Below are 13,403 nucleotides of genomic sequence, written 5' to 3' on the forward strand. Positions count from 1 at the left end.
GCTACCGTCCTCGCATGAGGAAGACGAAGACGACGTCCACCGCACCCGCCCCTCTGCTCGGACCTCGCGCCCTCAACCGGGCCACCCTCGACCGCCAGCTCCTCCTGCGCCGGTCGACGCTGTCGGCGAAGGCCGCCGTGGAGCACCTCGTCGGTCTTCAGGCCCAGAACGTGAAACCGCCGTACCTCGCCCTTGCCGCACGTCTCGACGGATTCGCACCGGAGCAGCTGTCCGCGCTCATGGCCGACCGCGAGGTCGTCCGCATCGTGACCATGCGCTCCACCATCCACACGCACACCGCGGACGACTGCCTCACCCTGCGGCCGCTGGTGCAGCCCGCCCGCGACCGGGAGCTGACGATTTTCCGCAAGGGGCTACCGGAAGTCGACCTCGACCGGCTGGCCGCCCTCGCCCGTGACCTCGTCGAGGACGAGCCGCGCACCATGAAACAGTTGCGGGAGGCGCTTTCCGCGGAGTGGCCGGACGCCGATCCGCAGGCCCTCGCGATCGCCGCCCGCTGCAAGCTCCCGCTGGTCCAGGTCACCCCGCGCGGGCTGTGGGGAAGGAGCGGGCAGGTCGTGCTCACCACCGCGGAGCACTGGCTGGGCCGCCCCGCGGAGCCGGCCCCGGCACCCGACGCCATCGTCCCGCGCTACCTCGCCGCCTTCGGGCCGGCGTCCGTCAAGGACATGCAGACCTGGTCCGGACTGACCCGGCTGCGCGAGGCCTTCGAACGGCTCCGCCCGCAGCTCGTCACCTTCCGCGACGACAACGGCGTCGAACTCTTCGACCTGCCCGACGCCCCGCGCCCGGACCCGGACACCCCGGCCCCGCCGCGTTTCCTGCCCGAGTTCGACAACCTGCTGCTCTCCCACGCCGACCGCGCCCGGGTCGTCCCGCCCGAGCATCGGGGCCGTTCCTGGCAGGGCAACCAGGCCTACTGCACGCTCCTCGTCGACGGTTTCCTCGCCGGGGTGTGGAAGCTGGAGGCGGACGCCCTCGTCGTCGAACCGTTCGGCCCGCTCGGCAGGGAGCGGAAGCGGGAGGTGACGGACGAAGGGGAACGGCTGCTGAAGGCGATGTACGGGGAGTCGTCGTCGTACGACATCCGTTTCGGCGCGGTGGTCCGGTAGGGGTCCCCCCTGCGGGGTCCGGGACATGGAGAGGGGGCGCTGCGGGCCGCTCGTGGAGGCTCGCAGCGCCCCCCGGTCTTTCACCTGAGGGGTGCTCAGGGGTTCTTCGGGGTCACGCGGTGACTACTGACTACTGACTACGAGTTCACCTGTGCGGTCACGAGGCTGGAGAAGGTGGTCAGCCGGGTGTAGACACCCGGGTAACCGGCTTCCGCGCAGCCCTCGCCCCATGAAGTGATGCCTGCCAGGACGCCCCCGATGAGCAGGGGACCGCCGCTGTCGCCCTGGCAGGTGTCTACGCCGCCGGATGTGTATCCGGCGCAGACCATGTCGCTCGCGACGAAGTCGGAGCCGTAGCTGCTCGCGCAGCTGGAGTTGGACACGATCGGCACGGTCGCGGTGCGCAGCTGGTTGGAGGAGCTGCCGCTCGCGGAGGTCGTGCCCCAGCCGAGCACCCGGGCGGTGGTGCCGGCCGCGTACAGGCTGGTCTGGGAGGAGGTGACGTACGACGCCTTGGTGTAGGGCATCGACGTCGACAGGGTCAGGACGGCCACGTCGTCGCCGTTGGTGGCGTCGGTGTAGTCCGGGTTGATCCAGATCTTGCTGACCCGGCTGACCGTGCCGTTCGTGCCGTTGAGGTAGGTGCGGCCGCCGACGACCCGCACGCTGCTGGTCGTCTCACCGACCATGCAGTGGGCCGCGGTGACCACCTTGGTCGCCGAGACGAGCGTGCCGCCGCAGAACTGGTTCTGCGAGGCGTCCGTGATCTGCATCATGAACGGGTACGCGGTCGTCGTGGTCGTGGTGCCGCCGACGATCGGCTGGGGGGCTGCCACAGCGGTGGGGGCGCTGAGCAGGGCGGTCGCGACCGCTGCGGCCGAGGCCGCGACGAGGGCCGCGGCCTTCTTGGCACGGGTGATCCCGAACATCGATCTCCTTGCTGAGGGAGTTGCCGGTGGGGGGTCGCGCGGGTGTGGGGGGAGTGCACGGGAGTCGCGGGACCGACCCCCGTGTGCCCGGCGAGCGGCACGTCCCTTACGCTAGGACCGGGTGCACCTCGGCCCCAATGAGGGACTCCCCTAAGGGAGTTGGGGAGGGAAAACCCTCGGTCGTTCCGGGAACCGGCGCTCCCGGAACCCCGTCCACCGGGCCCGCGCGGTCGGTGAACCCGCACAACCGGGCCCGCGCGGTCGGTGAACCCGCACAATGCCCACGCGGTCGGTGAACCCACGCGGTCGGTGAACCCGCGCAGTCAGTGAACCCGCGCGGCCCTCACTGCGCGTGGCGCCCCGCCGCCAGCCGGACGATGTCCACCCGCGAGCGGATCCCCAGCTTGCGGTAGACCCGGGTCAGGGTCGCCTCCACCGTCTTGACGCTGATGAACAACCGCGCGGCTATCTCCCGGTTGGTGGCGCCCTCCATCACCAGCGCGGCCACCTGACGCTCCATCGACGCCAGCCCCTCCAGCGCGTCGAACGCGGGAACCGGCGCGGGCACGGCGGCCGAGACGGCGGCCGGCTCCTCCGCGGCGGCCGCCTCGACCTGCCGCAGCCACGGCAGCGCCCGGCACCGCCGGAACAACCGCGCCGCCTCGTCGTACGACGTCGGACCCGGCCGCCGGGTACGCAGCCGGGCCATGGCGAACGCCGCCCGCGCCTCCTCCAGTCCGTACCCCAGCTTGGCGAACCGGTCCTGAACGGACGTCAGACGGACCAGCGCGCCCTCCTGGTCGCCCTGCGCGGCCCGCACCAGCGCCTCCGCCCGGTCCAGCACCGCCAGGATGCTCTCCCGGCCCAGCCGGAGCGCGTGCGCGCGCGTGACGTCGATGAGTTCCTGCGCCTCACCCGGCTCGCCCACCCGGACCAGCGCCTCGGCGAGGTCGCCCTGCCAGCGGCCGCGGGCCGGGTCGTTGATGCCGAGGCCCACCTCCAGCTCCCGCACCCGGCGCAGCGAGGCCACCGCGCCCGACGCGTCCCCGGCGACCGACTGGGCGTGGCCCAGCGCGGCCAGGGCCCGCGACAGGTACATCTGGTCGCCGTCCTCCTCGGCGCGCCCGGTGGCCTCCCGGGCCAGCTCCAGCGCCCGGCCCACCTCACCGCCGGACGCCTCGGCGAGGGAGGCGAGCATCGCGGAGGCGCCCAGGCCGATACCCGAGTCGCGGGCCAGCCGCAGGCTCTCGCGGGCCAGGTCCAGGGCGCGCCCGCAGTGCCCGGAGCGCAGTTCGGTCTCGGCGAGGAAGCGCTGGAAGTGCACCTCGCTCTCGACCATGCCGCGGCGGCGCGCCTCGCGCAGCAACGCCGTGATCGTCGAACGGGCCTCCGGCAGCTGATCGCTCATCAGCAGCCAGCGGAACCTGGCCATGCCCGCCCCGTTGTGATGGCACGCCACATACGGGTCCTGGGGCTCCTTCAGCGCCCGTTTGATCGTCGCGGGCGCGTCGGGGTGGCCCATGAGCGTCTCCGTCGAGGCCTGGAGGGCCAGCGCCATCAGCTCGTTGCGCCGGTCCCCGCCGCGCGCGGCCAGTTCCGCGGCGTGCGCGGCCTGCTCGCGGGCCTCCGCGAAGTCGCCCTGTACGACCAGTCCGCGCCAGGCCAGCTGGTAGTGGACCTGCGCGAGCAGCACGGGGTCGTCGCCCGCGTCGGCGAGCACCTGCGGATAGACGGCGTCGACGTCACCGAGCGCCTGCCCGGCCGCCTCGATCACCACCATCCAGGCCCGCACCCGCTCGGCGGGCGCCGTCGCCCGGGTCAGCACCTCGTGGGCGATGTCCCGGGCGAGGTCCACCTCGCCGGCGATGATCGCGTCCTCGGCGGCCTCCAGCCGCCGCTCGTCCGGGGCCGGCCCGCCGTCCGCGGGGGTGTGCCGGGCCGCGAGCAGCCCGAGCGAGGCGGCCACCGACGGCGCGCCCCGGTCCCGGGCCAGCGCGGCGGCCTCGGCGAGTCGGGCGGCCACCTCCGGATCGGTCCCGGTGGTCGACAGCGCGAGATGCCGGGCCCGCTCGATCGGATCGGAGGCGGCCGTGGACAGCGCGGTGTGCGCGGCCCGCCGCTCCTGCGCCGGCGCCTCCGCGTACAGCGCGGCAGAGATCAACGGATGCGCGAACCGTACGGCCGGCCCCTCCGGCTCCGTCGCCAGCAGCCCGAGCGCGGCGGCCTGGGCGGTCTCGGCCTCGGCGTTCTCCCGGCCGGCCGCGTGCAGCAGCGCCAGCGTGGGACGGGCGCCCGCGCTGGCCACGAGCAGGGTGCGGCGGGCCTCGTCGGACAGCATGTCGAGGCGGCTGAGCACCAGGGCGCGCAGAGAGGTCGGCACCGGCAGCGGCTCGCCGGGGCGCGGCGGGGTCGGGTTCTCGCCCAGGGCCCTGCCCAGCTCCAGGGCGAACAGGGGGTTGCCGCCGCTGGTGCGGTGGATCTCGCGGACCGTCGAACGGGGCAGGTCGGTGTAGCCCCGGTGGTCGAGCAGCGTGGACACCTGGGCGGGCGAGAGCGGGTTCAGACGGACGGCGAGGGTGTCGGGCGGGGACGCGCGTAGATGACGGTCGTACTCCTGTCCCTCGGTCCGGACCGCGCACAGCAGCTGCACGGGGGTGTCACCCAGGCGGCGGGCCGCGAAGCCGAGGAGTTCGGCGCTGGCGGAGTCGAGCCACTGCATGTCGTCGGCGACCAGCAGTACGGGTCTGGTGGCGGCGAGGGCGCGCAGCGCCGAGAGCACGGCCAGGCGCAGGGCGAGGCCGTCGCGTTGCAGAGTCGATTCGCCACGGCCGGTCAGCGCCGACTCCAGGGCGGTGCGCTGGGCGGAGGGCAGCTTGTCGGCCACCTCGTCGAGGACCAGGCCGAACAGATCGGCCAGGGCCAGGAAGGGCAGGTGGCTTTCGGACTCGGTGGCCGAGCACCGCAGGACGGTGCGGGCCGCGTCGCCGTAATCCGCGGCCAATGCCCGCAGCACGGTCGATTTTCCTATTCCGGCCGGGCCGTGCAGCAGCACACTGCCGCCCCGCGTGAGCTGCTCATGGGCGGACGTGAACAGCTCGTCCCTGCCGATGACCAGGTCGGGGCGGCATCTGGCAGGCTCCTTGAAGTCCCGTCGCACGGTCACCGCTCCCTCCGAGTGTCGTGTCCGGACCAAATTCTAGGCAACGTCTCTTTGAAATCCGGAAGGACGGCGTCGTGAGGGAGATAACAACTGGGGCATACGGAAATTCGTCGAGGTGACGTTTGAATGGACACTCATCGTTCCGGGCCCTCCCTGGCTTGATCCGTACGCTCCCTCACGGCCTCCGCCGCAGCTCGTGTTCTGCCCCTGCCACACGCCCTCGGCACGCCACCGGGCCGGTAACCGCTTCCGACGGCAGCAACCGTTTCCTGCGCCGGTTACCGCTTGCCACGGCAGTAACCGTTTTCTGTGACGCAACCGCTTCCGACGGCAGCAATCGTTTCCTGTGGCGGCAACCGTTTCCTACCGCTGCAACCCTCTCCTACGGGAGCAACCTAGTCGTCCGGCACCAGCGCCGGGCCCCTAGTCGTCCGGCACCAGCGCCGGGCCCCAAGCGAGCAGCCTGCCCTACGGCAGCAACTTTTCCTACGGCGTCGGCCCCGCGCTACGGCAGCGACCGGTTCCTTCGGCAGCCGCCCCGCCGCACGGCAGCAACCCGTTCCTACGGCGGCAGCTGCTCTTCTTGCGCGCGCGGCAACCCGTTCCCGCTCCTACGCCAGCAGCCCTGCCCTGCCTGCGGCAACCCATTCCTACCGCAGCGCCGCCACGCTCGGGCCGCACCGCCGCCTACGGCAGCAACCCGGTCCTCCGTGCCGCGACCACCGCCTCCCCGCGCGTGTGGGCGCCCAGTTTCCGCATCGCCGATCTGAGGTAGCCCTTGACCGTCTCGGGGCGCAGTCCCAGCCGCTCGGCGGCCGTCGCGTTGGTCGCGCCCGCCGCCACGCACGCCAGCACGTCCAGCTCACGGGGCGCCAGGGCGACCGCCGGCAGCGGCGTGCCCCGGGTGAGCAGCCCGCAGGCCTGGAGGAGTTCCGCGCGCAGCAGCGGGTCGGCGATGCGCGGGGCGAGGGCGCGCAGGGCCGCGTGGGCCTCCCGCACCTGCTCCCAGCCGGCCGCCGACCCGGTCCGCGGCTCCGGGCGGGCCGCCGCCAGCAGGTCCCGGGCCTCGTCCCCGACCGCCAGCGTCTGCTCGACGTCCCGTGCCACGTCGACGGCCGCGGTCAGCGTGCGGTCGCCCAGCGGCTGGGCCGTCCGCAGGGCGCCGTACAGGACCCCGCGCACCCGGCGGCGTACGACCACCGGGATGGCGAGGACCGAGCGCAGGCCCTCCGCGGCGACCGCCGTGTCGTACTCGTGGCTGATCTGCCGGGAGAGGGAGTAGTCGGTCACGGCGCACGGTCGGGCCAGCGCAACCGCTTTCCCGCCGAGGCCGTTGCCCGAGGTCACCGCGAGCCCGCGCAGCGCCGGTGTGGCCGCGCCGTTCAGTTCGCTGATGCGCATCCGCCGGCGCCCCGGTTCGACCAGCCCGCCGAAGGCGACCGGCAACCCCGTCGCCCGCCGCAGCCGCGCCAGCGCACCGCGCATCTCCATCGCCCCGGCCGTGTCCGCTGCTGTCACCTGCCCGCCCTTCTTCGCGGCGGTTCGCCGCGGTGACCCCCGTTCGGGGGTGGTGAGACCTGCATCACGGATTACACGATGGCAGAGAGCCGCCCGGCAATGGTCCGGCAACCAGGAGGACAGATGACGACGGCGACGGAGCAGTTCCGCAGGGCACGGGACTTCCTGCTGGCACACCGAGAGGACTACAAGACCGCTTACGAAGGGTTCGACTGGCCGAGGCCCACGCACTTCAACTGGGCCCTCGACTGGTTCGACGTCATCGCGGACGGCAACGACCGCATCGCGCTGCACATCGTCGAGGAGGACGGCTCCGAGGTCCGCCTCAGCTTCGCCGAGCTGTCCGAGCGGTCCGACCGGGTCGCCAACCTGCTGCACGAGCGCGGGGTCGGTGCCGAGGACCGGATCCTCGTCATGCTCGGCAACCAGGTCGAACTGTGGGAGACGGCCCTCGCCGCGATCAAGCTGCGCGCGGTCGTCATCCCGGCGACACCGCTGCTCGGCGCCGCCGACCTGCGCGACCGCGTCGAGCGGGGCCGGGTCCGCCATGTCGTGGTACGAGCTGAGGACACCGGCAAGTTCGACGACGTGCCCGGCGGCTACTCCCGCATCGCCGTCGGCGGCGTGACCGAGGGCTGGCAGCGCTACGAGGACGCGCACACCGCCTCCGCCGAGTTCCTGCCCGACGGGCCGACCCTCGCCGACGACCCGCTGATGCTGTACTTCACCTCCGGCACGACGGCCCGCCCCAAGCTCGTCGAGCACACGCACGTGTCGTATCCGATCGGGCACCTGTCGACCATGTACTGGATCGGCCTCGAGCCCGGTGATGTGCATCTGAACATCTCCTCACCCGGATGGGCCAAGCACGCCTGGTCGAACCTCTTCGCCCCGTGGAACGCCGAGGCAACCGTTTTCATCCACAACTACACGCGCTTCGACCCGGCGCGGCTGATGGCGGAGATGGACCGCGCGAGTGTGACGACCTTCTGCGCCCCGCCGACCGTGTGGCGCATGCTCATCCAGGCCGACCTCACCCAGCTGCGCACCCCGCCGCGCGAGGCGGTGGCCGCGGGGGAGCCGCTCAACCCCGAGGTCATCGAGCAGGTCCGGCGCGCCTGGGGCGTGACCGTCCGGGACGGCTTCGGCCAGACCGAGACGGCCGTGCAGATCGCCAACAGCCCCGGCCAGCCGCTGAAGACCGGCTCGATGGGCCGCCCGAGCCCCGGCTACCGCGTCGAACTGCTCGATCCGGTGTCCGGCGCGCCCGGTGTCACGGAGGGCGAGATCGCGCTCGACCTGTCGGCCCGGCCGGTCGGCCTGATGACCGGTTACCACGGCGACCCGGACCGGACGGCGGAGTCGATGGCGGGCGGCTACTACCGCACCGGCGACATCGGGGAACGCGACGAGAACGGTTACATCACCTACGTCGGGCGCAGCGACGACGTCTTCAAGGCCTCCGACTACAAGATCAGTCCTTTCGAGCTGGAGAGCGCGCTGCTGGAGCACGAGGCGGTCGCCGAGGCGGCCGTCGTCCCCGCGCCGGACGAGCTGCGGCTGGCCGTGCCCAAGGCGTATGTCGTCCTGGCCGAGGGCTGGGAGCCCGGTCCCGGCACCGCGAAGACGCTGTTCGAGCACTCCCGGGAGCTGCTGGCGCCCTACAAACGCATCCGGCGCCTGGAGTTCGCGCCGCTGCCCAAGACCGTCTCCGGCAAGATCCGCCGCATCGAGCTGCGCGAGGCCACGGCGGCGGGGTCGGCGGACGAGTACCGCGAGGAGGACTTCCGGTGACCGGAACGTCGTACAGCCATGGCACGAGCACCACGGCGCTGCTCGGTGACACGATCGGCGGCAACCTGGACCGGGCCGTCACCGCCTGGCCGGAGCGCGAGGCGCTGGTCGACGTGCCTTCCGGCCGGCGCTGGACCTACGCGGAGTTCGCGGCGGACGTCGACCGGCTGGCGTGCGCGCTGCTGGCGAGCGGGGTCGGCAAGGGCGACCGGGTGGGCATCTGGGCGGTCAACTGCCCCGAGTGGGTGCTCGTCCAGTACGCCACCGCCCGCATCGGCGCGATCATGGTGAACATCAACCCGGCGTACCGCACGCACGAGGTCGAGTACGTCCTGAACCAGGCCGGCGTCTCCCTGCTGTTCGCCTCCGTCAGCCACAGGACCAGCGACTACCGGGCGATGATCGAGCAGGTGCGGGGCAGGTGCCCGCAGTTGAGGGAGACGGTGTTCTTCGGCGATCAGGGCTGGGAGGCGCTGTTGGGCCGCGCGTCCGGGGTCGGTGCCGAGGAACTGCTCGCCAGGGCGGCCGAGCTGTCCTGCGACGACCCCGTCAACATCCAGTACACCTCGGGTACTACGGGCTTCCCCAAGGGGGCCACCCTCTCCCACCACAACATTCTCAACAACGGTTACTTCGTCGGGGAGCTGATCGCCTACAGCGAGCAGGACCGGGTCTGCATCCCGGTGCCCTTCTACCACTGCTTCGGCATGGTGATGGGAAACCTCGCGGCAACGTCGCACGGCGCCTGCATGGTGATCCCGGCGCCGTCCTTCGACCCGAAGGCGACCCTGGACGCCGTCCAGCGGGAGCGGTGCACCTCCCTGTACGGCGTCCCGACCATGTTCATCGCCGAGCTGAACCTGCCGGACTTCGGGACCTACGACCTCTCGTCGCTGCGCACCGGCATCATGGCGGGCTCGCCCTGCCCGGTCGAGGTGATGAAACGGGTGGTCGCCGAGATGCACATGGCGGAGGTCTCCATCTGTTACGGCATGACCGAGACGTCCCCGGTCTCGCTCCAGACCCGCCGCGACGACGACCTGGAGCACCGCACCGGCACGGTCGGCCGCGTGCTGCCGCACATCGAGGTCAAGGTCGTCGACCCGGTCACCGGCGTGACCCAGCCGCGCGGCACGGCCGGTGAGCTGTGCACCCGCGGCTACAGCGTGATGCTCGGTTACTGGAACGAGGCCGAGAAGACCGCCGAGGCCGTCGACCCCGGCCGCTGGATGCACACCGGCGACCTGGCAATCATGCGGGAAGACGGTTACGTCGAGATCGTCGGCCGCATCAAGGACATGATCATCCGTGGCGGCGAGAACGTCTACCCGCGCGAGATCGAGGAGTTCCTCTACGGCCACCCGAAGATCAGGGACGTCCAGGTCGTCGGCGTACCGCACGAGAAGTACGGCGAGGAGGTCCTGGCCTGCGTGATCCCGCACGACGTCGCCGCGCCGCCGACCCTGGAGGAGGTGCGTGCCTACTGCGAGGGCAGGCTGGCGCACTACAAGATCCCGAGCCGGCTCCAGGTGCTGGACGCCTTCCCGATGACGGTGTCGGGCAAGGTGCGCAAGGTGGAACTGCGGCAGAAGTACGGCAGGTAGGCCCGGCGTTCCGGCAGCGCGGCGGTCGGCTCAGGCGCCCGGGGCGTCGAGCCGCTCGGCCGCCGCGTTCACGGGCTGGGGTGTGCCCGTGAGGTCCAGGACGAACAGGGGGACCGCCAGGGAGTCGGCGCGGGCGCGGGCGTCGGCGGTGTAGCCGGCGAGGGAGAAGTACACGCAGTCCGCCGAGTCCGTCATCGCGGTCAGCCAGAGGCACTCCACGTCCCGCAGCGAGGCCGGGTGCACGCTCGGATCGACGTGGGCCAGCAGCCCCCGGGCGGCCAGTCCGACACCGGAGGTGGGCCGCTGGTCCGCCCGCCGGATGTCCTGATGACCGAGCCACCTCAGATACAGCGCGGTAGCCGTGACGGCGTCACGGGCGGTGCGGATGGCGATCGGGCGGAAGGGGACCCGGGAGGGCGGGGGCGGGTCCGGGGGAGGCCCGGGGTCCGCCGGTGCCGCTTCCGCGTCCTCGGCCGGAGGCCCGGCTGCCCCCGTTGCCCCCGTTTCTTTTGTTTCCCCGGTCCCGGTTCCTGCGTCCACGGCTTCCGTTTCCGCCGCTTCTGGCGTCGGTCCCGCTTCCCCGGCCTCAGCCCCTGTTTCCCCGGTGGCCGCCTCTTCCGCCGGGTCGGTCACCGGGATACGCAGTACCGTTCCGCAGGCGCAGCCCAGTTCCGGGCGGGGCCATTGGTCGCGGCGGCCGCAGGACGGGCAGCGGAGGATGATCCACTCCTCCTCCCACGTCCGGTGGGCGACGGCCGTCGGGGCCGCGTGGGGGTCGAGGCGGGGCACGACCGGGGTGCCGCACGCGCAGGGGTAGCAGGGGGCGGTGTAGAGGCGCTCGCGCCGGCAGGCCGGGCAGCGCACCGGCACGCTCTCGGGCATGGCGTCCATCGTCCTCCAGAGGACCCCCGCTTGTCCGTCTCTTGACGGTGTTCTCCCACCCCCTTAGATTGCTTCCAGATAGTAGAAAACAGTTTCCGCGATACGGAATATCGTACGGCGGAGACGGTGTCGAAGTGCTCACCGCGGGGCGCGACGGGAGTACGCATCCGACAGCTCAAGCAGCTGAAGCAGTCGAAGCAGGAGTACTCGATGGCTCGAATGACCGCTGCCCGCGCGGCAGTTGAGATTCTCAGGCGCGAAGGCGTCACCGCCGCGTTCGGTGTCCCCGGCGCGGCGATCAACCCCTTCTACGCGGCCCTCAAGGCCTCCGGTGGCATCGCCCACACGCTGGCCCGGCATGTGGAGGGCGCCTCCCACATGGCCGAGGGCTACACGCGGACCCGTCCGGGCAACATCGGCGTCTGCATCGGCACCTCGGGCCCGGCCGGCACCGACATGATCACCGGCCTGTACTCCGCGATCGGCGACTCCATCCCGATCCTGTGCATCACGGGCCAGGCCCCGACCGCTGTGATCCACAAGGAGGACTTCCAGGCCGTCGACATCGCCTCGATCGCCAAGCCGGTCACCAAGATGGCGGTCACCGTCCTGGAGGCCGCCCAGGTCCCCGGGGTGTTTCAGCAAGCGTTTCACCTCATGCGTTCCGGCCGTCCGGGGCCGGTGCTGATCGACCTGCCGATCGATGTGCAGCTCACCGAGATCGAGTTCGACCCGGACACCTACGAGCCGCTGCCCGTCTACAAGCCGGCCGCGACCCGCGCCCAGGTCCAGAAGGCGATCGGGATGCTCAACGCCTCCGAGCGCCCGCTGATCGTCGCGGGCGGCGGTGTCATCAACGCCGACGCCTGCGAACTCCTGATCGAGTTCGCCGAGTTGACCGGTGTCCCGGTCGTGCCGACCCTCATGGGCTGGGGCGCACTGCCCGACGACCACGAGCTGAACGCCGGCATGGTGGGCCTCCAGACCTCGCACCGCTACGGCAACGCGACCTTCCTGGAGTCCGACTTCGTCCTCGGCATCGGCAACCGGTGGGCCAACCGGCACACCGGAAAGCTCGACGTCTACACGGCAGGACGGACGTTCGTCCATGTCGATGTCGAGCCCACCCAGATCGGCAAGATCTTCGCGCCGGACTTCGGCATCGCCTCCGACGCACGGGCGGCTCTGGAGCTGTTCGTCGAGGTGGCACGGGAGGTCAGGGCGGCCGGCGCGCTGCCCGACCGTTCCGCGTGGGCGGCCGCCGCGCAGGAGAAGAAGGCCACGCTCCAGCGCCGTACGCACTTCGACGACATCCCGATCAAGCCGCAGCGCGTCTACGAGGAGATGAACAAGGCCTTCGGCCCGGAAACGCGTTACGTCACCACCATCGGCCTGTCGCAGATCGCCGGCGCCCAGATGCTGCACGTCTACCGGCCGCGCCACTGGATCAACTGCGGCCAGGCCGGCCCGCTCGGCTGGACCATCCCGGCCGCGCTCGGCGTCGCCAAGGCCGACCCGCAGGCGTCCGTCGTCGCCCTGTCGGGGGACTACGACTTCCAGTTCATGATCGAGGAACTGGCGGTCGGCGCGCAGCACAAGATCCCGTACGTCCATGTCCTGGTCAACAACTCCTACCTGGGCCTGATCCGTCAGGCGCAGCGCGGGTTCGACATGGACTTCGAGGTGAAGCTGGAGTTCGAGAACATCAACTCGCCCGAGCTGGGCGTCTACGGCGTCGACCACGTCAAGGTCGCCGAGGGCCTCGGCTGCAAGGCGATCCGGGTGACCGACCCCGGCGAGCTGGGTGCGGCCTTCGAGCAGGCCAAGAAGCTCGCCGCCGAGTTCCAGGTCCCGGTCGTCGTCGAGGCGATCCTGGAGCGCGTCACCAACATCTCCATGAGCGGCACCAACGACATCGGCAACGTCGTGGAGTTCGAGGAGATCGCCACGGAGGAGTGGCACGCGCCGACGGCGGTCAGGACGCTGAAGGCCTGACGCGCCGAGAAAGACCGAGAAAGACCGAGAAACACCGAGAACACCGAGAAACGCCCAGACGCACAGGGGAACACGGGGGAACGCGGGGAATCACCGGAACGCGCCGGACGCGTCGCAAGAGGAGAGGGGCGGCCCGCCCGGGGGGACGGGCCGCCCCTTCGGCGTGCCGCTCAGTCCGAGCCGCCTCCGCCGCCCCCGCACGAGTACGCGGTCCCGCCCGTGCCGCCGCCTCGTGGGGAACGGGAGTGGAAGCCCTTGCTCTCTGTTACCTCGGCCCGCGCGATCAGTCCCGCCCGCAGGGCGAACCGCGGGACGAGGACGTGCAGGGCCGGCTCCCCGTGCAGGGCCACCGCCATCGACGTGTCGGACCCGGAACAGGCCCTTGCGG

General features: G+C 71.6%; 9 protein-coding genes. 4 read left to right on the top strand and 5 right to left on the bottom strand.

Annotated features, from left to right (window positions below):
* The first annotated feature begins 14 nt into the window (after positions 1-14).
* A complete protein-coding gene (locus tag ACFWJX_RS00955; protein WP_383234848.1) occupies positions 15-1,133 on the top strand; it encodes a winged helix DNA-binding domain-containing protein in 1,119 nt (372 codons plus the stop codon).
* Between the two features lie 137 nt (positions 1,134-1,270).
* On the opposite strand, the gene ACFWJX_RS00960 is transcribed toward ACFWJX_RS00955, so the two are convergent.
* The 3 genes from ACFWJX_RS00960 to ACFWJX_RS00970 all read right to left on the bottom strand — a co-directional run bounded on the left by ACFWJX_RS00960 (position 1,271) and on the right by ACFWJX_RS00970 (position 6,713).
* Positions 1,271-2,062 (bottom strand): S1 family peptidase, encoded by a 792-nt coding sequence (locus ACFWJX_RS00960; RefSeq protein ID WP_383234851.1) that lies wholly within the window; start codon positions 2,060-2,062, stop codon positions 1,271-1,273.
* 343 nt (positions 2,063-2,405) lie between these two features.
* Positions 2,406-5,225, bottom strand: coding sequence for an AAA family ATPase (locus ACFWJX_RS00965; protein WP_383234853.1), 2,820 nt, complete (start codon positions 5,223-5,225; stop codon positions 2,406-2,408).
* A gap of 684 nt (positions 5,226-5,909) precedes the next feature.
* Positions 5,910-6,713: a response regulator transcription factor gene (locus ACFWJX_RS00970; RefSeq protein WP_383235893.1), complete on the bottom strand. Its 804-nt coding sequence runs from the start codon at positions 6,711-6,713 to the stop codon at positions 5,910-5,912.
* 150 nt (positions 6,714-6,863) lie between these two features.
* Between ACFWJX_RS00970 and ACFWJX_RS00975 the strand changes: the two genes are divergently transcribed.
* Together ACFWJX_RS00975 and ACFWJX_RS00980 are read left to right on the top strand one after the other, a co-directional pair.
* On the top strand, positions 6,864-8,534 hold the full coding sequence (locus ACFWJX_RS00975) for an AMP-binding protein (RefSeq protein WP_383234856.1): 1,671 nt from the start codon (positions 6,864-6,866) through the stop codon (positions 8,532-8,534).
* Positions 8,531-10,138, top strand: coding sequence for an AMP-binding protein (locus ACFWJX_RS00980; protein WP_383234859.1), 1,608 nt, complete (start codon positions 8,531-8,533; stop codon positions 10,136-10,138). The genes ACFWJX_RS00975 and ACFWJX_RS00980 overlap by 4 nt, the downstream gene beginning before the upstream one ends.
* A 30-nt stretch (positions 10,139-10,168) precedes the next feature.
* Here ACFWJX_RS00980 and ACFWJX_RS00985 read toward each other — a convergent pair whose 3' ends face one another.
* Positions 10,169-11,020, bottom strand: a complete 852-nt coding sequence (locus tag ACFWJX_RS00985) for a hypothetical protein (RefSeq protein WP_383234862.1) — start codon at positions 11,018-11,020, stop codon at positions 10,169-10,171.
* A 210-nt stretch (positions 11,021-11,230) separates the two neighbouring features.
* On the opposite strand from ACFWJX_RS00985, the gene gcl reads away from it, so the two are divergent.
* Positions 11,231-13,015 carry a glyoxylate carboligase gene (gene gcl, locus ACFWJX_RS00990; protein ID WP_383234864.1) on the top strand — a complete coding sequence of 595 codons (1,785 nt, stop codon included), beginning with the start codon at positions 11,231-11,233 and terminating at the stop codon, positions 13,013-13,015.
* A gap of 170 nt (positions 13,016-13,185) precedes the next feature.
* Here the strand turns inward: gcl and ACFWJX_RS00995 are convergent, their stop codons facing one another.
* Positions 13,186-13,371, bottom strand: coding sequence for a hypothetical protein (locus ACFWJX_RS00995; protein WP_383234867.1), 186 nt, complete (start codon positions 13,369-13,371; stop codon positions 13,186-13,188).
* Positions 13,372-13,403 lie beyond the last annotated feature (32 nt).

Source organism: Streptomyces sp. NPDC058335, assembly GCF_042723915.1.
GTDB lineage: Bacteria > Actinomycetota > Actinomycetes > Streptomycetales > Streptomycetaceae > Streptomyces.

Excerpts from the sequence above, each read along its gene's own strand:
- ACFWJX_RS00975 (WP_383234856.1), top strand. The coding sequence starts at position 6,864 with ATGACGACGGCGACGGAGCAGTTCCGCAGGGCACGGGACTTCCTGCTG.
- ACFWJX_RS00955 (WP_383234848.1), top strand. The coding sequence starts at position 15 with ATGAGGAAGACGAAGACGACGTCCACCGCACCCGCCCCTCTGCTCGGA.
- gcl (WP_383234864.1), top strand. The coding sequence starts at position 11,231 with ATGGCTCGAATGACCGCTGCCCGCGCGGCAGTTGAGATTCTCAGGCGC.
- ACFWJX_RS00970 (WP_383235893.1), bottom strand. The coding sequence starts at position 6,713 with ATGGAGATGCGCGGTGCGCTGGCGCGGCTGCGGCGGGCGACGGGGTTG.
- ACFWJX_RS00960 (WP_383234851.1), bottom strand. The coding sequence starts at position 2,062 with ATGTTCGGGATCACCCGTGCCAAGAAGGCCGCGGCCCTCGTCGCGGCC.
- ACFWJX_RS00995 (WP_383234867.1), bottom strand. The coding sequence starts at position 13,371 with ATGGCGGTGGCCCTGCACGGGGAGCCGGCCCTGCACGTCCTCGTCCCG.
- ACFWJX_RS00985 (WP_383234862.1), bottom strand. The coding sequence starts at position 11,020 with ATGCCCGAGAGCGTGCCGGTGCGCTGCCCGGCCTGCCGGCGCGAGCGC.